A 22943-nucleotide genomic window follows, 5' to 3' on the forward strand; every position below is an offset into this window, starting at 1 on the left:
GGGCCCGGGGGTGACGCTGCCGGGGACACCCCACTCCATCGGGAGGCAACCGTGTCGATACCCAGGAGCATCCGATGCAGCCGCGGCCTGACGGCGCTCGCGCTGTCGGGCGCGCTGGTCGCCGGAGGCGCCGCGTGCGGCGGCTCGGCGGCCGCCGGGGCGGGGGGCCAGGGCGGCGGAGCCGGATCCGAGGCCATCGCGGCCGCCCGGGTCCTCGGGCACGCGGAGCAGGGCGGCGCCCTGCGCGCGCAGGCCGCGCACGCCGCGGCCCGGGCCGCGCTCCCGCAGGTGGAGCCCTCGCCCACCACCTCGGCCGAGCGCCAGAGGTTCGCCAAGGCCCGGTTCGTCGCGAACGCGGGACTCGCGGCCGGCGCCACCTACCAGTGGATCATCAAGCCGTACCAGCAGGGCAAGTTCCGCAAGGGGGCGAGCGGGCGCACGTTCACGCTGATCAAGGCGGGCCTGGCGGGCGCGTTCGCGTACAACCGGCTGAAGGCGGCCGTCGGCAACGCCCAGGCCGACCCGCTGCTGTCGAAGGCGCTCGCCCCGCTCACCGCGGGGATCGAATCCCTGAAGGAGATGGGGGCGAAGCTGCGCAGCGGCGACATCGACGCCGCCGACATCACCTCCTTCCAGAACATCATCAACGGGGTGAAGGACGCCGGCCAGAGCGCCGGCGCCCCCGTCAAGGACCAGGTGCCCGGCGTGTCCGAGCTCGGCGGATAGCCGGGTGCGGCCCGCCCGGCCGGGGCCCTTCCCGGCCGGGCGGCGCGCGGCGCGGCCTCAGGTGCCGAGGTCCGCCAGGACGCGCAGGGTGTGCGGGTCCGGGGCGGTGACCAGCAGGTCGGTGACCGGGCCGCTGCGCCACAGCTCCAGCCGCTCCGCGATCCGCTCGCGCGGCCCCACCAGGCTGATCTCGTCGGCGAACGCGTCCGGCACGGCGAGCACCGCCTCCTTCCTGCGCCCGGCGAGGAACAACTCCTGAACGCGGCGGGCCTCCTCCGCGAAGCCCATGCGGGCCATGAGGTCGGCGTGGAAGTTGCGGGCGGCGTGGCCCATGCCGCCGATGTAGAAGCCGAGCATGGCCTTGACGGGCAGCAGGCCCTCGGCGACATCGTCGCAGACACGGGCGCGGGCCATCGGGGCGATCAGGAAGCCCTCGGGCAGTCTGGCGAGGGCCTCCCGGAAGACGCCCGTCCGCAGCGGCGACCAGTACAGGGGCAGCCAGCCGTCGGCGATGCGGACGGTCTGGGCGACGTTGCGGGGGCCCTCCGCGCCGAGGAGCAGCGGCAGGTCGGCGCGGAGCGGGTGGGTGATCGGCCGCAGCGGGCGGCCGAGGCCGGTCGCGTCGGGGCCGAGGTAGGGGTGGCTGTGGAAGCGGCCCTCCAGGGCGACGGGGGCCTCGCGGCGCAGGACCTGGCGGACGACGTCGACGTACTCGCGGGTGGCGGTCAGCGGGCTCGCCGGGAACGGGCGCCCGTACCAGCCCTCGACGACCTGCGGTCCGGACAGGCCGAGGCCGAGCATCATGCGGCCGCCGGAGAGGTGGTCGAGGGTGAGGGCGTGCATGGCGGTGGCGGTCGGACTGCGGGCGGCCATCTGCGCGACGGCGGTGCCGAGGAGGATGCGGGAGGTGTGCGCGGCGATCCAGGTGAGCGGGGTGAAGGCGTCCGAGCCCCAGGCCTCGGCGGTCCACACCGAGGAGTAGCCGAGGCGCTCGGCCTCGGTGGCGAGGGCGAGGTGGGCGGGGTCGGGGCCGCGGCCCCAGTAGCCGAGTGCGAGTCCGAGGCGCATGAGCGGTCCCTTCCGCCGACCGTTCCTGACGGTACGTCAGTGAACGGGGCGACTGTAGGACAACGGCCCCCCGCCCGGAAGGGCGGAGGGCCGTCGGAACCGTCCGGGCGCGTCAGCCGCGCTGGATGCCGGAGGTGTCGTTCAGGACGCCGCGGCGGCCGTCCTGCGTCTGGGCGATCAGCGTGGACGGGCCGCGCTGGTCCACCGCCAGGTACCAGGTGCCGGGGGCGAGTTCGGCGATCGGCGACGGCGAGCCGTCCTCCGCGTACAGGGGGCGGGCCACCGGCACGGCGAACCAGAACGGGGCGAAGTCCGCCGCCGGGGCAGGCGCCGCGTCCTGCGGGCCCGGGGTGCCGCCGTACGGCGGCGCGGGCTGCGGGGTGGCGCCGTAGCCGGGGGGCTGCTGGCCGCCCGGGTAGCCGTACCCGGTGCCCGGCTGCGGCTGGCCGCCGTACGGCGCCGGCGCGGCCGGGCGGGCCTCCGGGAGCAGCGGGCCGGCGAGCGCCGGGACCTTCTGGCCGAAGAGCGCGGTGCCCGCCAGGACGAGGGTGGCGAGGAAGGCGATGATGCAGCCCGCGCCCAGGTCGGCGCCGCTCGGGCTGGTGATGAGCGACCACAGCGAGGACCAGGCGGCGGAGACCGCGAGGACCGTCCCCCACGCCGACAGCGGCAGGCCGGCGAGCTGGCGGCCCGCCGGCAGGAAGCGCCCGGCGACGAGCAGGCCGGCGGCGGCGAAGCCCAGCAGGAAGACGGACGGCAGCGCCAGCCGGTAGACGTCGGTGTCCCACACGCTCGGCAGGTCCAGGCCGGTCGCGGAGTAGAAATCGAGGAACGAGGCGATGAACAGCAGCACCGCTGCTCCGATCACCACGCCGTCGCCTCGAGTGAGGGAGCGGATGTTCACGTCTTAGGTGTCCTTCTCGGTCTCGGTCGTCTCGTGGTGCGGTCGTGCAACCAGGAGCAGGGGGCGGGCTGGACCATGGTACGGAGGTTTCCCGCGGCCGAGAGGACCGGGGCGGCAGGCCGCCCCCCTCTTCAGGACTACCCGCCGAGGAAGCCGACGATCCCGTCCGCGATGCCCTGCGCGGCCTTCTGCCGCCACTGCGGACTCGTCAGCAGCGCCGCGTCCTTGCTGTCACGCATGTTGCCGCATTCGACGAACACCTTGGGCCGGGTCGAGAGATTGAGGCCGCCCAGGTCGTCGCGGACGACCAGTCCGGTTCCGCCGCCCAGGTAGTTGGCGGGGCCGGAGCCGGTGGTGCGGGCGAAGTTCGCCGCGATCCGCTCGCCGAGCGTCCGGGACGGGCCCACGATCGCGGCGGTGTCCGCGGCGCCGCCCTTGACCTTGGCGGGGAGGATGACGTGGTAGCCGCGGCTGCCCTCGGAGACGCCGTCCGCGTGGACGGAGACGACGGCGTCCGCGTTCGCCTCGTTGCCGATGCGGGCCCGCTCGGTGATGCAGGGCCCCCAGGCGCGGTCGGCCTCGTGTGTGAACACCACCTTCAGGCCGCGGTCTTCGAGGATGGTGCGCAGCCGGCGGGACACGTCGAGGGTGAAGTCGGCTTCCCTGTAACCGGCGCGGGTGGTGGTGCCGGTGGTGTCGCACTCCTTGCGGGCGGTGCCGATGTCCACCTGCTGGTTGATCTCGCGGCTGTGGTCGAAGTTGCCGGTGTTGTGCCCGGGGTCGACGACCACGGTCTTGCCGGCGAGGGGGGAGGTGGCGCCGGGGGAGGGCGCGGGGGCGCCGCTCGCCGAGGGGGCGGTGCTCGGGCCGGTGCCCGTGGACGGGGAGGCGGGGGCGGTGGCCGAGGCGGGCGGGGAGGCCGCGGCGGCCGGCGCCGCGACGCGGGGCGGACGGGCGTCGTCCGCCCCGGCGCCGGTGCCGACCTGGACCAGGACCCAGCCGGCCAGGGTGGTCGGGGCGATCACCGCCGCGGCGACGGCGAGGGCGGAGCGGCGTGCGAAGCGCCGCCGGTCCGCGCCGGGCGCGGGGGCGTTCTCGGGCTGCGGGGGGCTGTCGTCGTAGCGCACGGCGCGATGCTAGACCGGGCCCCCGGGCGGGACCGGGCACTGGGCCGTCCGAGGGCGCGGTGCGATCGTGTGCTGATATGCCCCGCGTGCTCCCGGATGCCGGGCCGGCGCCCGCTCAGATGCCGGGACCCGTGCGGCGCAGGATCCGCAGCGAGTCGGTCGCCGAGACCTCCTCGAAGGCGCCGGAGTCCAGCGCGCGCAGGTAGATCCGGTACGGGGCCTGCCCGCCGTCGGCCGGGTCGGGGAAGACGTCGTGGATGGCGAGGGTGCCGCCCTCGGCCAGGTGCGGGGCCCACCCCTCGTAGTCCCCGGCGGCGTGCTCGTCGGTGTGGCCGCCGTCGATGAAGACGAAGCCGAGCGGGCCGCCCCAGACGGCTGCCACCTGCGGGGACCGGCCCACGACGGCGACAACGTGCTCCTCCAGCCCCGCCCGGTGCAGGGTGCGCCGGAAGGTCGGAAGGGTGTCCATCAGCCCGATCTCGGGGTCGACGACGGACGGGTCGTGGTACTCCCAGCCGGGCTGCTGCTCCTCGCTGCCCCGGTGGTGGTCCACGGTGACGGCGCTCACGCCGGCCTCGCGGGCGGCGTCGGCCAGCAGGATCGTCGAGCGCCCGCAGTACGTGCCCACCTCCAGCAGCGGCAGCCCCAGGGCCGCGGCCGCGGCGGCCGCCTCGTACAGGGCGAGCCCCTCGCGCAGGGGCATGAAGCCCTTGGCGGCCTCGAAGGCTGCGAGGGTCTCCGGCTTGGGGGTGGCGGCGGGGGCCATGGGTTCCTCCTGTGCTGCGCGTGGGCGGAGCCCATGCTGCCCTACCGCCCGGTAGGCCGCCACGGCCGGGTCGGCCGGGCGGTCGCGGCAGCGGCCGCCGCGGCGGCGGGCGGCAGCAGCAGGGCCGAGGCGTGGTCCACGAGGCGCCGCAGCGCCGCCAGGTACCGCTCGTGGCCGCCGACTGCGGCGAGTACGCGGTGCGTACGGGCGCGGAACGCGCCGAGTCCGGCGCCGTAGCGGCGGAGCACGGCGGGCGCGAGGAGGGCCGCCAGGAGTTCCGACCGCGCGGCGGCGGACACGCGCGCGGCCCCGCACAGGGTGAGGAGGCGGTCCCGGCCGGCGGGCGGGGCGGCGCCTTCGAGGGCGCAGGCGAGCAGGTAGGTCGGTGTGCCGTTGCGGAGGTCCTCGTGGCGGCCGGTGAGGATGTCCTCCTGGTCGTTGAACAGCTGCCACAGGATGCCGAAGAGGGTGCCGAACTCCCGCCAGGAATCCACCCTTTGCCGCTCCGCCCCCGACAGCTCCGCTGCCATCGAGGCGATCATCGCGAAGGGGCCGCCGGACTTCCCGCGGTAGGCGGCCACCGCGGATCCGCGGGTGGCGTGCGCGGCGTCCGTGCCGATGTCGGCCAGCTGCCCCTGAGCGGCGGCAGTCCAGGCGGTCAGGATCTCCGAGGCCAGGGCCGCGCGTACCGCCGGAGGGGCTGGAAGGGCCTCGACGATGCGCAGCGGCAGGACGCTCCCGGCGAGGAAGGCGGCCATCAGCTCCTCGCTCGGCCGGGGTCCGGGATCGGGCCCCGGCCCGCGATCGGGCCCCGGCTCGCCGGGGCGCGTACGGCCGGGGGCGTCGGCCAGGTCGTCGAGGTGGCAGGCGGAGGTCCACCACAGCACGTGCAGGGCGGCGAGCGGGGCGGCGGGGGCGGGGTCGCCGGTCTGTGCGCCGTGGACGAGCAGCGGCAGCACCCACAGGGGGTGCCGCAGCGGGTGGCGGCGCAGGAGACCCGCGACCGCGCCGCGGGCGGCGCGCGTGTCCGCTTCGGGCCCGAGCAGCCGGACGGCGGCGTCCAGTTCCGCCTCGATGTCGAGGGGCGCCACTGCGCGGAGGTCCGCGTACGGAAGGGGGTGCACGGGCCGTTTCCTTCCCGGAGGCGGCTGCGGGGGCGGCCTGGGCCGCCCCCGGATTCGATCATTCGGGGCGGGCCGGATCCAGAGCGATTTCCGGCCGCTTCCGGCTGCGGCGTCCGAGCAGGAGGCGACCCCCGGAACGTATCTGACCTTCCGTCAGAATGAAACGTGTTCTACCCTGGCCCGCGGTCGCGCCACCGGGGACCCCGGGCGGGCCGCCGGGACGTCGGGACGCCGGAGAGGCGGCAGGATCCGCATGGGCATCGCCATCACGCAGGAGCAGCAGGACCTGGCCGCCGCCGTGCGCGGCTGGGCCGCCCGCCACGTCCCGCCCGACCGGGTCCGCGCCCTGCTGGACGCGCCGCCCCGCACCGGGGAGCGCCCCGCCTGGTGGGACGGCCTCGCCACGGCCGGGCTCCTCGCCCCCCACCTGGAGGGCGGCACCCTCCTCGACCTGGCCGTCGTCGTCGAGGAGGCCGCCCGCGCCGCGCTGCCCGGCCCGTTCCTGCCCAACTCCCTCGCCTCCGCCCTGCTGGACCGGGCCGGAGCCGCCGAACTGGCCGCCGCCCTCGCCGGCGGCGCCCGGATCGGAGCCGTCGCCCTCGGGCCCGGCACGCTGACCGCCGCACCCGCCCCCGGCGGCGGACACCTCCTCGACGGCCTCGCCCCTCCCGTCCTCGGCGCCGGCGAGGCCGACCTCGTCCTGCTCGCCGCCGCCACCCCCGCAGGCACCCGCTGGTTCGCCGTCGACACCGCCGCCCTCGCCGTACGCACCCACACCGCCGCCGACCCGACCCGCCCCACCGCCGAGGTGCGGGCCCTGCGCACCCCCGTCCCGCCCGACCGGCTCCTCGCCCTCGACGACGGCCTCGTCCGCGACCTCGCCCGGACCCTCTTCGCCGCCGACGCCTGCGGCACCGCCGCCTGGGCCGTGCACACCGCCGCCGGGCACGCCAGGGTCCGCGAGCAGTTCGGCCGGCCCATCGGCCGCTTCCAGGGCGTCAAGCACCTGTGCGCCGACATGCTCGTACGGCTGGAGCAGGCCCGCGCCCTCGCCTGGGACGCGGCCCGCGCCGCCGACGGCCCGCCCGGCGGCCGCCCGCTCGCCGCCGCCCTCGCCGCCGCCACCGCCCTGGACGCCTCGTACGGCTGCACCAAGGACTGCATCCAGATCCTCGGCGGGACCGGCTTCACCTGGGAGCACGACGCCCACCTCCACCTGCGGCGCGCCCTCGTGGCCCGGCAGCTCCTCGGCCCCGGCGACGAGCACCGGCTGCACGCCGCCGCCCTCGCCGCCGCCGGCGCCCGCCGCGAGATCCGCACCGACCTGCCCGGGGACGCCGAGCGGTACCGGCCCGCCGCCCGCCGCGCCGCCGAAGCCGCCCGCGGCCTCGACCCGGCCGCCGCCCGCCGCGCCCTCGCCCCCACCGGGTACGCCGCCCCCCACCTGCCGCCGCCCTGGGGGCTCGGCGCCGGGCCCCTGGAGCAGCTCGTCGTCCGCCAGGAGCTGGCCCGGGCCGGCGTACGGATCTCCGACCTCGGGATCGCCACCTGGGTCGTGCCCTCGCTGATCGCCCACGGCACCCCGGAGCAGCAGGCCGCGTACCTCCCCGCCACGCTGCTCGGCGACCTCGCCTGGTGCCAGCTCTTCTCCGAGCCCGGCGCCGGATCCGACCTCGCCTCCCTGCGTACCAGGGCCGAGCGGACCGGCCCGGACGGCGCCTGGCGGATCACCGGCCAGAAGGTGTGGACGAGCGCCGCCCGCACCGCCGACCACGGGATCCTCCTCGCCCGCACCGACCCCGACGCCCCCCGCCACCGCGGCCTCGGCTGCTTCCTCGTCGACATGCGCGCCACCCCCGGCATCGACATCCGGCCGCTGCGCGAGATCACCGGCGACACCCTCTTCAACGAGGTCTGGTTCGACGGCGCGCTGCTGCCCGCCGACGCCCTCCTCGGCAGGCCCGGCGACGGCTGGGCGGTCGCCCGCACCACCCTCGGCAACGAGCGCGTCCACATGGCCGACCAGGTCGCCTTCGGCACCGGCCTGGAGGCGCTCCTCGCCCGCGCCCCCGGCCTCGACGGCGCCCGCCGCGCCCGCATCGGGGCGCTGGCCGCCGAAGCACACGCACTGGCCTGCATCGGGCTGCGCACCACGCTCCGGCAGGTGTCCGGGCTGGAGCCGGGCGCCGGCGCCTCGATCCGCAAGCTCGTCCAGACCGCGCACCAGCAGCGGGTCGCCGAGCTCGCCCTCGAACTCCTCGGCCCCGAGGGCGCCGTACGGGAGGGGCCGGGGGAGCGGGCCGTCCACGGGATGCTGCTGTCCCGCTGCCTGACCATCGCCGGGGGCACCACGCAGGTCCAGCTGAACGTCGTCGCCGAGCGGATCCTCGGCCTCCCCAGGGACTGAAGGAAGGGACGGGCATGAAGTCGTACGTCGCCGGAGTCGGGATGACCCGCTTCGAGAAGCCCGAAACGGCCGACCGGCCGTACTGGGAGCTCGCCGAGGAGGCCGGGCGGGCCGCGCTCGCGGACGCCGGCATCGGCTACGAGCAGGTCGAGCACGTCCTCGTCGGCTACTGCTTCCAGCCCTCCACCGCAGGCCAGCGCGCCGCGTACGCGCTGGGCCTGACCGGCGTCCCCGTCTACAACGTGAACAACAACTGCGCGACCGGCGCCACCGCGCTGGTGATGGCCCGGCAGCTCGTCGCGGGAGGCCTCGCCGACTGCGTACTGGCCCTCGGCTTCGAGAAGATGAAGAAGGGCTCCCTCGGCTCCGGCGCCGGCGCGGGCGACTTCGGGGCCTCCCCGGTCGCCCGGCACTACGGGATCATGGCCGCCCGGCACGGCTTCGGGCAGTCGCCGCCGACCGCGCAGCTCTTCGGGAACGCGGCCCGCGAGCACATGGAGCGGTACGGCACCACCCCGGAGCAGCTCGCGGCGGTCGCCGCGAAGAACCACCGGCACTCCGCGGACAACCCGCACGCCCAGTTCCGCGACGTGTACACGGTCGCGGAGGTCCTCGCCGCGAAGCCCGTCCACGAGCCGCTGACCCGGCTCCAGTGCTCGCCCACGTCGGACGGCGCCGCCGCGGCCGTCGTCGTCTCCGAGCGGTTCCTCGTACGGCACGGGCTGCACGCCGAGGCCGTCGAGATCGCCGGGCAGGCGATGGCCACCGACACGCCCGCCACCTTCGCCTCCGGGTCCTGCATCGACGTCGTCGGCAAGCCGGTGACGGCGGCCGCGGCCCGGCAGGCCTTCGCCGCCGCCGGCCTCGGCATCGACGACGTCGACGTCATCGAGCTCCACGACTGCTTCTCCGTCAACGAGCTCCTCACCTACGAGGCCCTCGGCATGTGCGCGGACGGGGACTCGGGCGCCCTCGCGGAGAGCGGCGCGACGACGTACGGGGGGCGCTGGGTGGTCAATCCCTCCGGCGGGCTGATCTCCAAAGGCCACCCGCTGGGCGCCACCGGGCTCGCGCAGACCGCCGAACTGGTGTGGCAGCTGCGCGGGCAGGCCGGGCCCCGGCAGGTCTCCGGCGCCGCGGTCGGCCTGGCCCACAACATCGGCCTCGGCGGCGCGGCCGTCGTCACCCTGCTGCGCCGCTGAGCCCTCCGGAGCCGGGGTCGGAGCCGGAGCTGCGGCCGGGGCGCGGGCCGGGGTCGGGCCGCGGGCCGGGGCGGGCGGGGGCCGCCAGGGCCGGGTCGACCACCGTCTCGCCGCGGGAGGCACGCCGGAGGGCGTCCGCCAGCTCCTCCAGCGGCCCGTCCCGCACCACCAGCCCGGCCGCCCCGGCCGCCAGCGCGGCGTCCACCAGCCCGGGGTGCGCCGAGCCGGCCCTCACCAGCACCCGGCACTCGGGATCCTCCGCCAGCAGCGCCGTGACGGCCGACAGCTCCTCGACGAGCGCCACCGCGGGCCGGGCCAGCGCGGAGCCGACCATCTCGATGTCCGGCTGGAGCCCCAGCCGCAGCGCCAGCGCCGCGTCCGGCGGGAAGAGGAGCACCCGCAGGGACCTGGCGGGGCGGCGGTCCACCGGCATGTCGTCCACGCCGCCAGCGTAGGGCGCGGCCCCCGTCCCGGAGGCCGCAACACGCGCCGGAACCCGTCTGTCTGACACGCAGTCAGCAGCCTTCCCAAGTGGTGGGGGGTGCGTTATACATGCCTCACCGGTGGACACTGGAACGTGTTCTAGAACCGGTCCCGCATGCGACCTCGGTGCGGCCGACGGTGCGGACGACCGCGCCGAGGTCTTCCACGGACAAGGAGCACCATCCCCATGCCGATCGACGCCGCCAGGGCCCTCGCCGCCGACCCCCGCCGCGGGGACATCGCCTGGGACCACAAGGACGTCCAGCTCTACCACCTGGGCCTCGGCGCCGGAATCCCCGCCACCGACCCCGACGAGCTCCGCTACACCCTGGAGTCCCGGCTCCACGTCCTGCCCAGCTTCGCCACCGTCGCCGGCGCGGGCATGGCCATGCTCGGCGGGCTCTCCGCACCGGGGATCGAGGTCGACCTCGCCGCCGTCCTGCACGGCGGCCACTCCATCGAGCTGCACCGGCCCATCCCCGTCACGGGCAGGGCCACGGCCACGTCCAGGGTCGCGGCCGTCTGGGACAAGGGCAAGGCCGCGGTCATCGTGCTCCGCTCCGAGGCCGCCGACGCCGACGGCCCCCTGTGGACCAGCGACGCGCAGGTCTTCGTCCGCGGAGAGGGCGGCTTCGGCGGCGACCGCGGCCCCTCCGCCCGCTCCGAGGCACCCGGCCGCGCCCCCGACCGGGTCGTGGAGCGCGCCGTCCGCGAGGAGCAGGCACTGCTCTACCGGCTCTCCGGGGACTGGAACCCGCTCCACGCCGACCCCGGGTTCGCCAAGACGGCCGGCTTCGACCGGCCGATCCTGCACGGCCTCTGCTCGTACGGGATGGCCCTCAAGGCCGTCGTCGACACCGCGCTCGGCGGGGACGTCAACCGCGTCCGCGCCTACCGCACCCGGTTCGCCGGCGTCGCCTACCCCGGCGAGACGCTGCGGATCCGGATGTGGGAGGAGCCCGGCCGGGTGCGCGTCGAGGTGGGCGCCGCCGAGCGGGACGACGCCCCCGTCCTCGCGGACACGGTCGTCGAGCACGGCTAGCACCACCCGCCCCACCGCCACCGCCCCCGCACCCCCGTAGCCCCAAGCCGAGGAGCCGCACCGTGCGCGCAGCGCTGCAGAGCGAGACAGGCCAGGACAAGCTCGAGGTCGTCGACGACATGGAGGCCGTGGGCTTCGGGCCCGGCCGGGTGCGGATCCGCATCAGGGCCACCGGCCTCTGCCACTCCGACCTGTCCGCGATGAGCGGGGTGCTGCCGCAGCCCGCGCCGTTCGTCCCCGGGCACGAGGGCGCGGGGGAGATCACCGACGTCGGGGACGGCGTCACCACCCATGCGGCCGGCGACCGCGTCCTCGTCTGCTGGCTGCCGCCCTGCCGGGACTGCCCGGCGTGCCGGCGCGGCCAGGGGCACCTGTGCCTGGCGGCCTTCGGGAACGCCGCCGCCCCGAACTTCCGGCGCGCCGGAGGCGGCGACGTCTTCGGCTTCGCCGGCACCGGCACCTTCGCCGAGGAGCTCGTCGTCCCCGCCGCCTGCGCGGTGAAGATCCCCGACGACGTGCCGTACGACATCGCCGCCCTGATCGGCTGCGGCGTCACCACCGGCCTCGGCGCGGCGATCAACACGGCGAAGGTGGAGGCCGGGTCGTCCGTCGCCGTCATCGGCTGCGGCGGCGTCGGCATCTCCGTCGTCCAGGGCGCCAAGGTGCAGGGCGCCGCGCAGGTCGTCGCCGTCGACCCGGTCGCCGGCCGGCGCGAGGCGGCGCTGCGGTTCGGCGCCACCGAGGCCGTCGCCCCGGAGGCCCTCGCCGACGCCCGGCAGCGGATCACCGGCGGCGAGGGCTTCGACTACGTCTTCGAGGTCGTGGGCCGGTCCGCGACGGTGCGGACCGCGTACGAGATGACCCGGCGCGGCGGCTCCGTCGTCGTGGTCGGCGCGGGCGCCCTCGACGACGACTACTCCGTCAACATGTTCTCCCTCTTCTTCGACGAGAAGCGGATCCTGCCGTCGATGTACGGCGGCGGGGACGTGCTGCGGTCCTACGAGCGCACGATCGGCCTGTGGCGGGCCGGGCGCGTCGACCTGGCCGGGCTGATCACCCACCGGGTGCAGCTCGCCGAGGTCAACGACGCCCTGGACCAGATGCGCACGGGCACGGCCCTGCGCACCTGCATCGAGCTCTAGAGGGGTTGCGCACGTTGCGCACGCGCCCACGCCCGTACGCCCGTACGCCCGTCGGAGAGGAACCCGCAGATGCCGCTTCCGCTTGAGGGACTGTCCGCCGTCGTCACCGGCGCCGGCCGGGGCCTCGGCCGCGCCGAGGCGCTCGAACTGGCCCGGCTCGGGGCCGCCGTGGTCGTCAACGACCTGGGCCGGTCCGGCCGCGACGGCTCGGGCGACGCGTCCGCCGGCCCGGCGCAGGAGGTCGTCGAGGAGATCCGCGCGGCCGGCGGCCTGGCCGTGGCGCACGCCGGGGACGTGGCCGACTTCGGGCAGGCCCGCGAACTCGTCGGGCTGGCGGTCGACACCTTCGGCAAGCTGGACGTCCTGGTCAACAACGCGGGGATCCTCCGCGACCGGATGGTGTTCTCCATGTCCGAGGACGAGTGGGACTCGGTCGTCCGTGTCCACCTCAAGGGCCACTTCAACACCACCCGCTTCGCCGCCGCGCACTGGCGGGAGCGGTCGAAGGCGGCGGGCGGCCCGGTCTTCGGGCGCATCGTCAACACCTCCTCCGAGGCCTTCCTCGGCGGCTCGGCCGGCCAGCCGAACTACGCGGCGGCCAAGGGCGGCATCGTCGGCCTGACCACCTCGACCGCGCTCGCCCTCGCCAAGTACGGGGTCACGGCCAACGCGGTCTGCCCGCGGGCGCGGACCCGGATGACGGAGGACGTCTTCGCCGGGTTCGGCGTGCCCGACGACGGCCGGCCCGACCCGCTGGCCCCCGAGCACGTCGCCCCGCTCGTCGGCTACCTGGCCTCGCCGGCGGCGGGCCGGGTGAACGGGCAGCTGCTCGTCGTCCACGGCGGGATCGTCGCGGTGATGGAGCGGCCGAGGGTGGCGGCCGTGTTCGACACCGCCGAGGACGTCTTCTCGTACGAGGAGCTGGACGCGCTCCTCACACCGCACTACGCGGGCCGCCCGGACGGCGAGACCTTCGCCGCGGCCGAGGTGTTCGGCCTGCGGCACGGCCGGGCGGCGGCCGGATAGGCGCGGATCGGGCGGGCACAGGGCGGGCCCGGGACGGGTGCGGGGCGGGCCCGGGGCCGGTCAGTGCGCCGCGCCCTGGAGCGGGGCCTGCTGGAGCGGCACCGGGCGGGGCGGCACCGGGCGGGGCGGCGCCGCGCAGGGTGCCGCCCCCGCCGCGGCCCCGGGTGCGGCCGGCTCGGTTGCGGGCCGAGCCTCGACCCGGACCGCGGGCGCAGGCGCGTCGGGCATCGCCACGGCGGCGATCCCGCAGGGCACCTCGGGCGTCGAGTACGGCAGCCGCAGGCGGCCCTCGGGGCTCCACAGCCCGGTGCCGAGCCAGCCGGCGGGCGCGGCGAGGCGGAAGACGCGCCGGTCGGCGGGCCGCCACAGGGCGACGCCGCCCCAGTCGCCGGAGCCGCCCGCCGGGTCCTCCAGCCGGAACGCGACCCCGCACGTCTCGGGCATCAGCGCCTGGCCCGGCTGGACCGCGAACGGGACCGCCGGCAGGCCGCGCAGGCACTCGGGGAAGCGGACCGGCCGGGCGCTGCCGAGGACGCCCCAGCCCAGGCGCGGCTCGCCCGCGGCGTCCGACCGGACCAGCACGAGCCCGCTGTCGGGGTCGGCGAACAGCAGCCGGTCGTCGCTGCCGTCCGCGATCTGCAGCAGCGGGGTGGCCTCGCCGCACCCCACATCCACGGCGACCGCCTTCACCGTGCCCTCCCGCTCGCGGTCCAGGGCCAGCATGCGGCCGCCGCGGTCCAGCCAGACACCGCCCGTGCAGCGGCCGGGGATCCGGGCCACGGGCCCGAAGGGGCCGCCCGCCACCCGCCAGACGGCGGAGCCGCCGGCCGAGGAGGCCAGGGCGTAGGCGCAGGACCCGCCGGGCGGCGGGGGCAGCAGGGACACCCGTACGTCCTCCCGGCCCGGGACAACGGAGCCCAGTGCGAGCTCGCCCGTCCGCGACCCGGCCCCGGCGCCGCCCGTCGGGTACAGCAGGGCGAAGGCGTGCCGGTCCGCGACCCGCCGGTGGATCAGGACCCGCCCGTCGGCGAGCGGCAGCACCTCGCTGTCGGCCTCCTCGGGCTGGGCCAGCGGCAGCGGCACCGCGTACGGCTCGGGGCCGGCCAGCGTCCAGCGCTCCGGGTAGCGCGCCTCGCCGCTCCCGGCGAGCCGGGCCGCGTACGAGCCGTCCGCTGCGATGGTGAACGGGGCAGCCGTCGTGATCTCGATGGCACAGACAGTCATCCGTGCGTCACCTCCGGTGAGGAAGCTAGTTTTCGCACTTCCAGCCGAACAACACGACCTCCGCCGCTTCACCCTTAAGGGTGGCCCGGCGGCGTTTCGCGCCGGGCCGCGCCGCCGCCTGTGCTGCCCGCCGGGGGCCGGCGGCGGGGGAGCCGCGGGCGGACCTTTCCGATTCCGTACGGACGGTAGCCTTGGCCTGTGCCACGTCTCTCTGAAGTCATCGCCGCGCTGGACGCTCTCTGGCCCCCCTCGCGGGCCGAGCAGTGGGACGCGGTCGGAACCGTCTGCGGCGACCCCGACGCCGAGGTCGCGCGGGTCCTGTTCGCCGTCGACCCCGTACAGGAGGTCGTCGACGAGGCGGTGGGGCTGGGAGCCGACCTGCTCGTCACCCACCACCCCCTCTACCTCCGCGGCACCACCACGGTCTCCGCCGGCACGTTCAAGGGCCGTGCCGTGCACACGCTGATCAAGAACGACATCGCGCTGCACGTCGCCCACACCAACGCGGACACGGCCGACCCGGGCGTCTCCGACGCGCTCGCCGGCGCGCTCGACCTGCGGATCACCGGCCCGCTGGTGCCGGACCCGACCGACCCGCAGGGCCGCCGCGGCCTCGGCCGGATCTGCGAACTCGACCACCCGGAGACGCTCCGCGAGTTCGCGGCCCGCGCCGCCGCCCGGCTGCCGCGGACCGCGCAGGGCATCCGTATCGCCGGCGACCCCGACATGACCGTCCGCACCGTCGCCGTCAGCGGCGGCTCCGGCGACAGCCTGTTCGCGCAGGTGCGGGCGGCCGGCGTGGACGTCTTCCTCACCGCCGACCTGCGCCACCACCCGGCGTCCGAGGCCCGCGAGCAGAGCCCGCTCGCGCTCGTCGACGCCGCCCACTGGGCCACCGAGTGGCCCTGGTGCGAGCAGGCCGCGGCCCAGCTCGACGCCGTCTCCGAGCGCCACGGCTGGGGCCTGCGCACCCACGTGTCCCGCACGGTCACCGACCCCTGGACGGCGCACGCGCCGTCCGCAACCTCCCCGACTACCCCTGGAGCCCCCAACTGAACGCCGAGCCCGCCGACCAGATCCGACTCCTCGACGTCCAGGCCCTGGACGTGCGGCTGTCGCAGCTCGCCCACAAGCGGACGTCGCTGCCGGAGCACGCCGAGGTCGACTCGCTGACCAAGGACCTCTCCCAGCAGCGCGACCTGCTCGTGGCGGCGCAGACGCAGGCGAGCGACGCCGCCCGCGAGCAGGCCAAGGCCGAGCAGGACGTCGACCAGGTCCGCCAGCGGGCCGCCCGAGACCAGCAGCGGCTCGACTCGGGCGCCGGCATGTCCCCGCGCGACCTGGCGAACCTGCAGAGCGAGGTCGTCTCGCTCGCCAAGCGCCAGGCCGACCTGGAGGACGTCGTCCTGGAGGTGATGGAGCGCCTGGAGGCCGCGCAGGAGCGCGTCGGCGAGCTGACCGAGCGCGTCTCCGCCCTGGAGGCCAGGCTCGCGGACGCCACCTCCCGGCGCGACGCCGCCACCGGCGAGCTGGACGCGGAGACCGCCCGCATCACGAAGGAGCGCGAGCTCGTCGCCGCCTCCCTCCCCGCGGACCTGGTGGCCCTGTACGAGAAGATCCGCGCCAAGCAGGGCGGCGTCGGCGCGGCCCGCCTGTACCAGCGCCGCTGCGAGGGCTGCCGGCTGGAGCTGGACATGGCCGAGGTCAACGAGATCAAGGCCGCGGCCGCGAACCGGGTCGTCCGGCACGACAACTGCGGCCGCATCCTGGTCCGTACGGCGGACTCGGGCATCTGATGCCGCGGCTGGTCGTGGAGGCGGACGGCGGATCCCGGGGCAACCCGGGGCCCGCCGGCTACGGCGCGGTCGTCCTGGACCCGGAGACGGGGGAGACGCTGGCGGAGTGCGCCGAGTACATCGGCGTCGCCACGAACAACGTGGCCGAGTACCGGGGGCTGATCGCCGGGCTGAAGGCCGCCCGCGAACTGGACGCGGAGGCCGCGGTCGAGGTCCGGATGGACTCCAAGCTCGTCGTCGAGCAGATGTCGGGCCGCTGGAAGATCAAGCACCCCGACATGAAGCCGCTCGCGGCGGAGGCGGCGGCGGTCCTGCCGCGCGGCCGCGTGACGTACGAGTGGATCCCGCGCGAACGGAACCGGCACGCGGACCGGCTCGCCAACGAGGCGATGGACGCGGGCCGCGACGGCCGGCAGTGGGAGCCGTCCGCGTCGGCGGCGGCCCTGGACGCGTCGGCGGCCCGCACCCTGGCCACACCGCCTCCGTCGGGCCCGCCCGGCGACGCCGCGGCAGGGGCCGCAGCGGTCCGCGCAGCCCTGGCCGCCTCCCCGGCCGCCGCGGGGGCGTCCGCCGCGACCGCTGCCGCGACGGCACCGGCGACCGCCGGCCCCGCGTCCGCCGTGCTCCCGGCGCCGGCTGCCGAAGGGGGGCCGGCTCCCGCCGAGGGCGCGCCGGCCGCCGGGGCGCCGAAGGCCGGCCGCGGCTGGGGCCCTGCCGACCTCGGCCCCCCGTCGACGTTCGTCCTGCTCCGGCACGGCGAGACGGCCCTCACGCCGCAGAAGCGCTTCTCCGGCAGCGGCGGCAGCGACCCCGAACTGTCCGCCGCCGGCCGCCGCCAGGCGTACGCGGTGGCCGAGGCGCTGGCCGCGCGCGGCACCGTCCAGACGGTCGTCAGCTCGCCGCTGCGCCGCTGCCGGGAGACCGCGCAGGCGGTCGCGGACCGGCTCGGCCTCCGCGTCACCGTCGAAGAGGGCCTGCGCGAGGTCGACTTCGGCGCCTGGGAGGGGCTGACGTTCGGCGAGGTGCAGCAGCGCTACCCGGACGACCTCCAGGCCTGGCTGGACTCCCCGAAGGCCGCCCCGACGGGCGGCGGCGAGAGCTTCGCGGCCGCCACCCGGCGGATCTCCGCGGCCCGAGACCGGCTGCTGGCCGCGCACCGGGGCCGCACCGTGCTGCTGGTCACGCACGTCACCCCGGTGAAGATCCTGGTACGCCTGGCCCTCGGCGCCCCGCCGGAGTCCCTGTTCCGCATGGAACTGGCGGCGGCGTCCCTCTCCGCGGTCGCCTACTACGGCGACGGCAACGCCTCCGTCCGCCTCCTCAACGACACGTCCCACCTCCGCTGACCCCACCCCGCCCGGCGCGCATCCCGCGCGCCGGGCGGGTGGGAAGCCGAGGCGTGGATTCGCGGACGCGGCGGGGCCGAAGGCGCGCGGCGGGGGGCAAGCGAGGCCTCGAACGGGAGCGGAACTCCCCAAGGACTCCCCAGGGCTCCGGGCCGGCGAAGCCTGCGGGGCTCCACCCCGGGCCAGCAGTGCAGGCGGCAGACGAGTCGGCCTGTACGCCGGGTTCTGTCACCCGGCGGCCTCGCGGCTGCCGGGGAGACGGCCATCCATCTAGGGCCGGCGTTGCCGCCGGCCTCGTGCGGTCTACCCGCGGACTCGGGCGGGCAGCCCTCGAACGTCCGCGCAGAGCCGTCCGGGGACGACTCCTTTTGACCTTGCTCCGAGTGGGGTTTACCTAGCCGCCTGGGTCACCCCAGGCGCTGGTGGTCTCTTACACCACCGTTTCACCCTTACCGGAGGCCGAAGCCCCCGGCGGTCTGTTTTCTGTGGCACTGTCCCGCGGGTCACCCCGGGTGGGCGTTACCCACCACCCTGCCCTGTGGAGCCCGGACGTTCCTCGGCGGGATCCGGGGATCCCGACGCGGCCGTCCGGCCGGCTCGTCTGCCGTGCCGACCATGCTACCCGGCCCCGCGCCGCCGCTTGACCTTGCCGCAACGGCAGGCTTTCTACTGGAGGGCATGCGGATCGGAGAGATCGCCGCGCTCGTCGGGGTCACCACCCGGGCGGTCCGGCACTACCACCATGTCGGCCTGCTCCCGGAGCCGGTGCGGCTGCCCAACGGATACCGGACCTACACCGTCCGCGACGCCGTCCTGCTGGCGCGCGTACGCCGGCTCACCGAGCTGGGGCTCGGCCTCGACGAGGTCCGGGACGTCCTCGCGGACGATGCCGGGCGCGACCTCGCCGAGGTGCTCAGTGAGCTCGACGCCGACCTCGCCCGCCAGGAGGCCGGCATCCGGGAGCGCCGCCGCCGGCTCGCCGCGCTGCGGGCCGCGCCGCCCGGCGCGACCGAGCCCGTGTCGCCCGCGCTCGCCGACCTGTTCGCCAAGGCGCCGGCCACCGGTTCGCCGTCCGCCGCCCTCGACCGCGAGCTCCTCACCCTCCTCGACACGGCCGGCGAGGGCGGCGCCGGCGTCTACGCGGCGCTCGGGCCGCTCGCAGCCGACCCGGCCGTCCTCACGCTGTACGAGCGGCTGGACGAGCTTGCCGACGCGCCGCCCGACGACCCGCGGATCCCGGAGCTGGCCGACGCCCTCGTCGCGGCCGTGCCCGACGCCGTGTTCGACGCGATCCGGGGAGACGGGGGGAGCGGGCCCGCCGCCGCCCCGCCCGCCGTCGTCGAGGCGCTGCTCGCCGAGTACGCCCCCGCCCAGGCGGAGGTCGTACGGCGCGTGATGGAGGCGTTCGTGCAGCGGGGCCGGCGGTGAGCCGGGTGCGGGCCGCGCGCCTCGCGGCCGCCGCCGTCATACCCGGCGAACTGCTGCTCGTCCTCGCCGTCGCCGCCGGGGTCCGCCCGCCTGCGGCGGTGCTCGCCGCGGGCGGGGTCCTCGTCGCCGCCGCCCTGCTGCTGGAGGGGTGGGTGCTGCGGTCGCTGTACGCCGCCGAGCGCGCACGGGGCGCCGTACGGGGCGAGGCCCTGCGGGCCGCGGGGCGGGCCGTGGTGCCCGCCGCCGTGCGCCGGCTGCTGCTGCACGAACTGCGGGCCGGGGCCTCCCTCGTGCGGTGGGTGCTGCGCCGCCCGCCGCACGGCGCCGCCGAGGGCGACCTGCCGGCCGCGTACACCGGGCCGCAGACCGCGATGATGTACGGGATGGTGTTCGTCTCGGTCGTCGAGACCGTCGCCCTCGCCCTGCTGATTCCCTGGCCGGCCGTGCACCGGGTGGTGCTCGTCCTCGACGTGTACGGCGTGCTGCTGCTCCTTGCGATGCACGCCGCCTGCGTGACCCGGCCGCACATCGTCCGCGGCGACGGAAGCCTGCGGCTGCGCTACGGGGCACTGTTCGACCTGACCGTCCCGGCGGACGCCGTCGCCTCGGCCCGCGTCGACCGCCGCTACCCGGAGGGCCGGCTGGTGACCCTCTCCGGGGACGGGGTGCTCGACCTGGCCGTCGGCAGCCAGACCACCGTGACCGTGGAACTCTCCCGGCCCGTCGCCTTCACCCGGCCGCTGGGCGCGCGGGGCGAGGCCCGCGTCATCCGCTTCCACGCCGACGATCCGCGCGCCGTCGTCGCCGCCGTGCAGGGCGCCGCGGTCACGCCGCCGCACCAGCGGTGAAGAGGATCTTGGCGTGGCCGGGGTCCGCGCGGGTGAGGCGGACGCGGATGCGGCCGCCCAGGGGCAGGGCGCCGGTCGGGGACTCCACGCGGCCGACGACCGCCGGCTCGGCCAGGTGGACCGTCCCGGAGCGGGAGTCGCGGTCGTCGATGTCGATCACCACCGCGTCGAAGGCCTCCCCGACGCGGCCCTTCATCACGGCCGCCTCCACGAGGTCCACGCACTCCCGCTCCACCGTGTTGGCCAGGCGCATCCCGTCCGCCATCCGGCGCGGCAGCTCCTCCAGGCCCGCCAGCACCCACTGCGGGGCACCGGCCCCCGACGCCGCGGCCAGGCACAGCTCGCCCGTGTAGCGGTCGGCGAGGCGGCGCAGGGGGGCAGTGCAGTGCGCGTACGGCGCCGCGACCGCCGCGTGCACGACCGGGCCGCCGGGCGCGCCGCCCGTGAAGACCGTGTACCCGGCGCCCCGCAGCAGCGCCGTGCACTCCTGCAGGAACGCCGCGTGCGCGGGGCGGTGCGCGTCGAGGGAGCCGATCAGCTCGGCGTACGGGACGTGGTGCGGCCAGTCGATGCCCAGCGCCCGGGCGGTGCGCCGCAGCCGCCCCACCTCCCCGTCCGGGGCCGTCGGCAGGGTCCGCAGGACGCCCGTCCCGGCTGCGAGCATCAGGTCGGCGGCCGCCATGCCCGTCATCAGGGAGATCTGCGCGTTCCAGCCGTCCGCGGGCAGCGGCGCGCGGTAGGCCAGGCCGTACGAGCCGTCGCGCGCGATGATCTCCTGCTCGGGCACGTTCAGGGAGACCCCGCCCCGCTCGCGCTCCAGCTCCTCGCGGAGGCGGCCCACCTCGCGGAGCAGCGACAGGGGCTCCTCCGCCGTTTCCGAGTCGATCGCCTGCTGGGCGCCGTCGTAGTCGTAGCGGGCCCGGCTGCGGACCAGGGCCCGGCGGATCCCCGTCCGCTCCACGCGGCCCGCCGAGTCCAGGTCGAGGCGCCACAGCAGGGCCGGGCAGGTCTGGCCCGGCAGCAGGCTGGCCGCGCCCTCGGACAGGGCCGGCGGGAGCAGCGGGACCCGCCCGTCCGGGAAGTACAGGGTGGTGACCCGGCGGTGCGCCTCCGCGTCGACGGGCCCGCCCGGGGTGACGAACGCCGCCGGGTCGGCGATGGCGTAGTGGACGGCGTACCCGCCGCCCGCGCGGCGCGCCAGGTGCATCGCCTGGTCCAGGTCGCGGGAGGACGGCGGGTCGATCGTGAACAGGGGGAGGTCGGTCGCGTCCTCGTCCGGGAGCCGGGGGGTGCGCAGGGCCTGCTCCGCCTCGGCCAGCACCGGCGGCGGGAACTCCCGCGGCACGTCCAGCCCGGTCCGCAGGTCGCGCAGTGCCGCCCGCAGGGCAGCCCCGTCTGCGCCGGTCATGTGCAGATGACGGCGTGGCATGGGTCGAGCGTAGGGCCGGACGGCGGGGGCGGCACGGCGAGCGGTCTACGCTGGGGCGGGGCCGCACCCCCTGTGTTGTTCTGGTCTGAGGAGATACACCGTGCTCGTGTTGCTGCCGCCGTCCGAGGGAAAGGCCTCCGGCGGGACCGGCGCACCCCTGGATGCGGGGACGCTGTCGCTGCCGGGACTCGCCGCGGCCCGCGAGGCCGTGCTCGCCGAGCTCGTCGACCTGTGCGCCGGGGACGAGGAGAAGGCGCGCGAGGTGCTCGGGCTGAGCCAGGGGCTCCGCGGCGAGGTCGCGAAGAACGCCGGGCTGCGGGAGGCGGCCGCCCTGCCCGCCGGCGAGCTGTACACCGGGGTGCTGTACGACGCGCTCGGGCTGGCGGACCTGCCCGCGGCGGCGCGGGCACTGGCCGAGCGGACGCTGCTCGTCTTCTCCGGGCTGTGGGGTGCCGTCCGGGTCGGCGACCGGATTCCGTCCTACCGGTGCTCGATGGGGGTCAAGCTGCCCGGGCTGGGCGCGCTCGGCGCGTACTGGCGGGAGCCGATGGCGCAGGTCATGCCGGAAGCCGCCGGGGACGGGCTCGTACTCGACCTGCGGTCGGCGGCGTACGCGGCCGCCTGGAAGCCGAAGGGGGAACTCGCCGGGAGGACGGCCACCGTGCGGGTGCTGCACGCGCAGGTCGTGGACGGGGTGGAGAAGCGGTCCGTGGTGAGCCACTTCAACAAGGCGACCAAGGGGAGGCTGGTGCGGGATCTGCTGGTCGCGGGGGCCCGGCCGGCGGGGCCGGCGGAGCTGGTCGAGGTGCTGCGGGGGCTGGGGTACGTGGTGGAGGGCGAGGCCCCTGCACGGGGCGGGCGGGCGTGGGCGCTCGACGTCGTCGTGACGCAGATCCACTGAGGGGGCGGGGCGCCGCCGCCGCTGCCGTCGCCGTCGTCGCCGCCGGGTGCGGGTTGCCGCTGCGCGGAGCCGGCTCCCCGCCCCGCCCTTTCTCCGTTTCCCGGGCTCTGCCCGGGCCCGTTGCGGGGCCCTGCCCCCGCACCCCCGCGCCTCAAACGCCGGCGGGGCTGGTTTGGCCGGCGGTCAGTGGTGGAGGGGCCAGGCTGCTGCCGGGGTCGTGGCGTGCGCTGCGCAGGCGTCCGTCAGGGTTTCCAGGAGGGTCAGCGGGTCCGGCAGGGGGTGTTCCATGCCGCGGACCCATGTCACGGCCCGGTCGCCGGGGAGGGCTGCCGGGGGGACGAGGACGTAGCTGCCGCGGCAGTGCCAGCGCAGGCCCGGGTGCTCGTCCATCGTCTCCGGGTGGCAGTCCAGTTCGCACGGCCACCACTCGTCCTCGTCCTCGGGGGTGCCCCGGGTGGCGGTGAAGAAGAGCATGCGGGCCTCGTCGCCCGTACCGCCCGACTCGGCGACCGGGCCGACGTCGATGCCGGCGGCGAGGAGGCGTTCGAGGGCCTTGGCGCCGGCTTCCAGGGGGACGTCCAGGACGTCGTGGACCATGCCGGTCGCGGTGATGAAGTTGGCCTGGGGCTCGTTGCGCGCCCAGCGCTCGACCTGGGCCCGGTCGGTGGTCGACTGGGTCTGCCAGGCGAAGGAGAGGGGGTGCCTCGCGGGGGTGGGGCAGCCGATCCGGTCGCAGGAGCACCGGTAGCCGACGGGGTGGGCGGCGGGGGCGAGCGGCAGGCCCGCCGCGGCCACGGAGAGCAGCAGTGCCTCGCGTACCCGGCCGGGGTCCTCCGGCGCGGACTTCGGGCGCCGGCGCAGCCACTGCGAAATCCTGCTCTGCTCGCCGCGTTTGACGCGGCCGGACTCAGACCCCATCTATCCCCTCACCTCAGCGTTGGCCCCGGCAGACCC

General features: G+C 76.6%; 21 protein-coding genes and 1 other RNA gene. 12 read left to right on the plus strand and 10 right to left on the minus strand.

Translation table 11 applies throughout. The features are described 5' to 3' along the window. The first annotated feature begins 57 nt into the window (after positions 1-57). The gene (locus tag MUK52_RS22135) at positions 58-726 is read left to right on the plus strand and encodes a hypothetical protein (RefSeq protein ID WP_114058889.1); all 669 of its coding nucleotides are present in this window, start codon (positions 58-60) and stop codon (positions 724-726) included. 57 nt (positions 727-783) lie between these two features. On the opposite strand, the gene MUK52_RS22140 is transcribed toward MUK52_RS22135, so the two are convergent. The 5 genes from MUK52_RS22140 to MUK52_RS22160 all read right to left on the minus strand — a co-directional run bounded on the left by MUK52_RS22140 (position 784) and on the right by MUK52_RS22160 (position 5715). Then, complete coding sequence (locus tag MUK52_RS22140) at positions 784-1794, minus strand: LLM class F420-dependent oxidoreductase (protein ID WP_114057381.1); 1011 nt, start codon at positions 1792-1794, stop codon at positions 784-786. 112 nt (positions 1795-1906) lie between these two features. Continuing rightward, on the minus strand, positions 1907-2698 hold the full coding sequence (locus MUK52_RS22145) for a DUF5336 domain-containing protein (protein ID WP_114057380.1): 792 nt from the start codon (positions 2696-2698) through the stop codon (positions 1907-1909). A 137-nt stretch (positions 2699-2835) separates the two neighbouring features. Then, positions 2836-3825: an N-acetylmuramoyl-L-alanine amidase gene (locus tag MUK52_RS22150; protein WP_114057379.1), complete on the minus strand. Its 990-nt coding sequence runs from the start codon at positions 3823-3825 to the stop codon at positions 2836-2838. 115 nt (positions 3826-3940) lie between these two features. After that, entirely contained in the window at positions 3941-4591 is a 651-nt protein-coding gene (locus MUK52_RS22155; protein ID WP_114057378.1) for a class I SAM-dependent methyltransferase, read from the minus strand. 41 nt (positions 4592-4632) lie between these two features. Next, the gene (locus MUK52_RS22160) at positions 4633-5715 is read right to left on the minus strand and encodes a polyprenyl synthetase family protein (RefSeq protein WP_284579420.1); all 1083 of its coding nucleotides are present in this window, start codon (positions 5713-5715) and stop codon (positions 4633-4635) included. Between the two features lie 253 nt (positions 5716-5968). On the opposite strand from MUK52_RS22160, the gene MUK52_RS22165 reads away from it, so the two are divergent. Together MUK52_RS22165 and MUK52_RS22170 are read left to right on the plus strand one after the other, a co-directional pair. After that, positions 5969-8122 (plus strand): acyl-CoA dehydrogenase family protein, encoded by a 2154-nt coding sequence (locus MUK52_RS22165; RefSeq protein WP_284579422.1) that lies wholly within the window; start codon positions 5969-5971, stop codon positions 8120-8122. Between the two features lie 14 nt (positions 8123-8136). Next, complete coding sequence (locus tag MUK52_RS22170) at positions 8137-9324, plus strand: thiolase C-terminal domain-containing protein (protein WP_284579424.1); 1188 nt, start codon at positions 8137-8139, stop codon at positions 9322-9324. Here the strand turns inward: MUK52_RS22170 and MUK52_RS22175 are convergent. Then, complete coding sequence (locus tag MUK52_RS22175) at positions 9305-9757, minus strand: response regulator (protein WP_246042882.1); 453 nt, start codon at positions 9755-9757, stop codon at positions 9305-9307. The two genes, MUK52_RS22170 and MUK52_RS22175, sit on opposite strands and share 20 nt — an antisense overlap. Before the next feature lie 237 nt (positions 9758-9994). On the opposite strand from MUK52_RS22175, the gene chsH3 reads away from it, so the two are divergent. From chsH3 to MUK52_RS22190, 3 genes are all read left to right on the plus strand, one after another. Next, entirely contained in the window at positions 9995-10849 is an 855-nt protein-coding gene (gene chsH3 / locus MUK52_RS22180) for an enoyl-CoA hydratase ChsH3 (RefSeq protein WP_114057374.1), read from the plus strand. A gap of 62 nt (positions 10850-10911) precedes the next feature. After that, positions 10912-11991: a Zn-dependent alcohol dehydrogenase gene (locus MUK52_RS22185; protein WP_114057373.1), complete on the plus strand. Its 1080-nt coding sequence runs from the start codon at positions 10912-10914 to the stop codon at positions 11989-11991. 69 nt (positions 11992-12060) lie between these two features. Further along, positions 12061-13017, plus strand: a complete 957-nt coding sequence (locus MUK52_RS22190; protein ID WP_284579428.1) for a 3-oxoacyl-ACP reductase — start codon at positions 12061-12063, stop codon at positions 13015-13017. A gap of 60 nt (positions 13018-13077) precedes the next feature. Here MUK52_RS22190 and MUK52_RS22195 read toward each other — a convergent pair whose 3' ends face one another. Then, positions 13078-14241 (minus strand): hypothetical protein, encoded by a 1164-nt coding sequence (locus tag MUK52_RS22195; RefSeq protein ID WP_284579430.1) that lies wholly within the window; start codon positions 14239-14241, stop codon positions 13078-13080. A gap of 198 nt (positions 14242-14439) precedes the next feature. Here MUK52_RS22195 and MUK52_RS22200 point away from each other — a divergent pair, with 198 nt between their 5' ends. The 3 genes from MUK52_RS22200 to MUK52_RS22210 are packed head-to-tail and all read left to right on the plus strand — an operon-like array spanning position 14440 to position 17383. After that, a complete protein-coding gene (locus MUK52_RS22200; RefSeq protein WP_114057370.1) occupies positions 14440-15297 on the plus strand; it encodes a Nif3-like dinuclear metal center hexameric protein in 858 nt (285 codons plus the stop codon). Then, positions 15294-16037: a zinc ribbon domain-containing protein gene (locus MUK52_RS22205; protein WP_284581752.1), complete on the plus strand. Its 744-nt coding sequence runs from the start codon at positions 15294-15296 to the stop codon at positions 16035-16037. The genes MUK52_RS22200 and MUK52_RS22205 overlap by 4 nt, the downstream gene beginning before the upstream one ends. Next, positions 16037-17383 (plus strand): bifunctional RNase H/acid phosphatase, encoded by a 1347-nt coding sequence (locus tag MUK52_RS22210; RefSeq protein ID WP_284579434.1) that lies wholly within the window; start codon positions 16037-16039, stop codon positions 17381-17383. The genes MUK52_RS22205 and MUK52_RS22210 overlap by 1 nt, the downstream gene beginning before the upstream one ends. A gap of 198 nt (positions 17384-17581) precedes the next feature. On the opposite strand, the gene rnpB is transcribed toward MUK52_RS22210, so the two are convergent. Then, positions 17582-17983: RNase P RNA component class A (gene rnpB / locus MUK52_RS22215), an RNA gene on the minus strand. Between the two features lie 78 nt (positions 17984-18061). Here rnpB and MUK52_RS22220 point away from each other — a divergent pair. Both MUK52_RS22220 and MUK52_RS22225 read left to right on the plus strand, forming a co-directional pair. After that, complete coding sequence (locus MUK52_RS22220) at positions 18062-18811, plus strand: MerR family transcriptional regulator (RefSeq protein WP_284579436.1); 750 nt, start codon at positions 18062-18064, stop codon at positions 18809-18811. After that, positions 18808-19659 (plus strand): hypothetical protein, encoded by an 852-nt coding sequence (locus MUK52_RS22225; protein WP_284579438.1) that lies wholly within the window; start codon positions 18808-18810, stop codon positions 19657-19659. Before MUK52_RS22220 ends, MUK52_RS22225 begins: the two co-directional genes overlap by 4 nt. Here the strand turns inward: MUK52_RS22225 and MUK52_RS22230 are convergent. Further along, positions 19637-21088 (minus strand): RNB domain-containing ribonuclease, encoded by a 1452-nt coding sequence (locus MUK52_RS22230; protein WP_284579440.1) that lies wholly within the window; start codon positions 21086-21088, stop codon positions 19637-19639. The two genes, MUK52_RS22225 and MUK52_RS22230, sit on opposite strands and share 23 nt — an antisense overlap. Before the next feature lie 100 nt (positions 21089-21188). On the opposite strand from MUK52_RS22230, the gene yaaA reads away from it, so the two are divergent. Further along, positions 21189-21989: a peroxide stress protein YaaA gene (gene yaaA / locus MUK52_RS22235; protein ID WP_284579443.1), complete on the plus strand. Its 801-nt coding sequence runs from the start codon at positions 21189-21191 to the stop codon at positions 21987-21989. 183 nt (positions 21990-22172) lie between these two features. On the opposite strand, the gene MUK52_RS22240 is transcribed toward yaaA, so the two are convergent. Continuing rightward, positions 22173-22907, minus strand: a complete 735-nt coding sequence (locus MUK52_RS22240) for a bifunctional DNA primase/polymerase (RefSeq protein ID WP_114057364.1) — start codon at positions 22905-22907, stop codon at positions 22173-22175. Positions 22908-22943: the final 36 nt, after the last annotated feature.

Origin of the sequence: Streptomyces sp. 2P-4, from assembly GCF_030167965.1 — a bacterium.
Taxonomy (GTDB): Bacteria; Actinomycetota; Actinomycetes; order Streptomycetales; family Streptomycetaceae; genus Streptomyces; species Streptomyces globosus_A.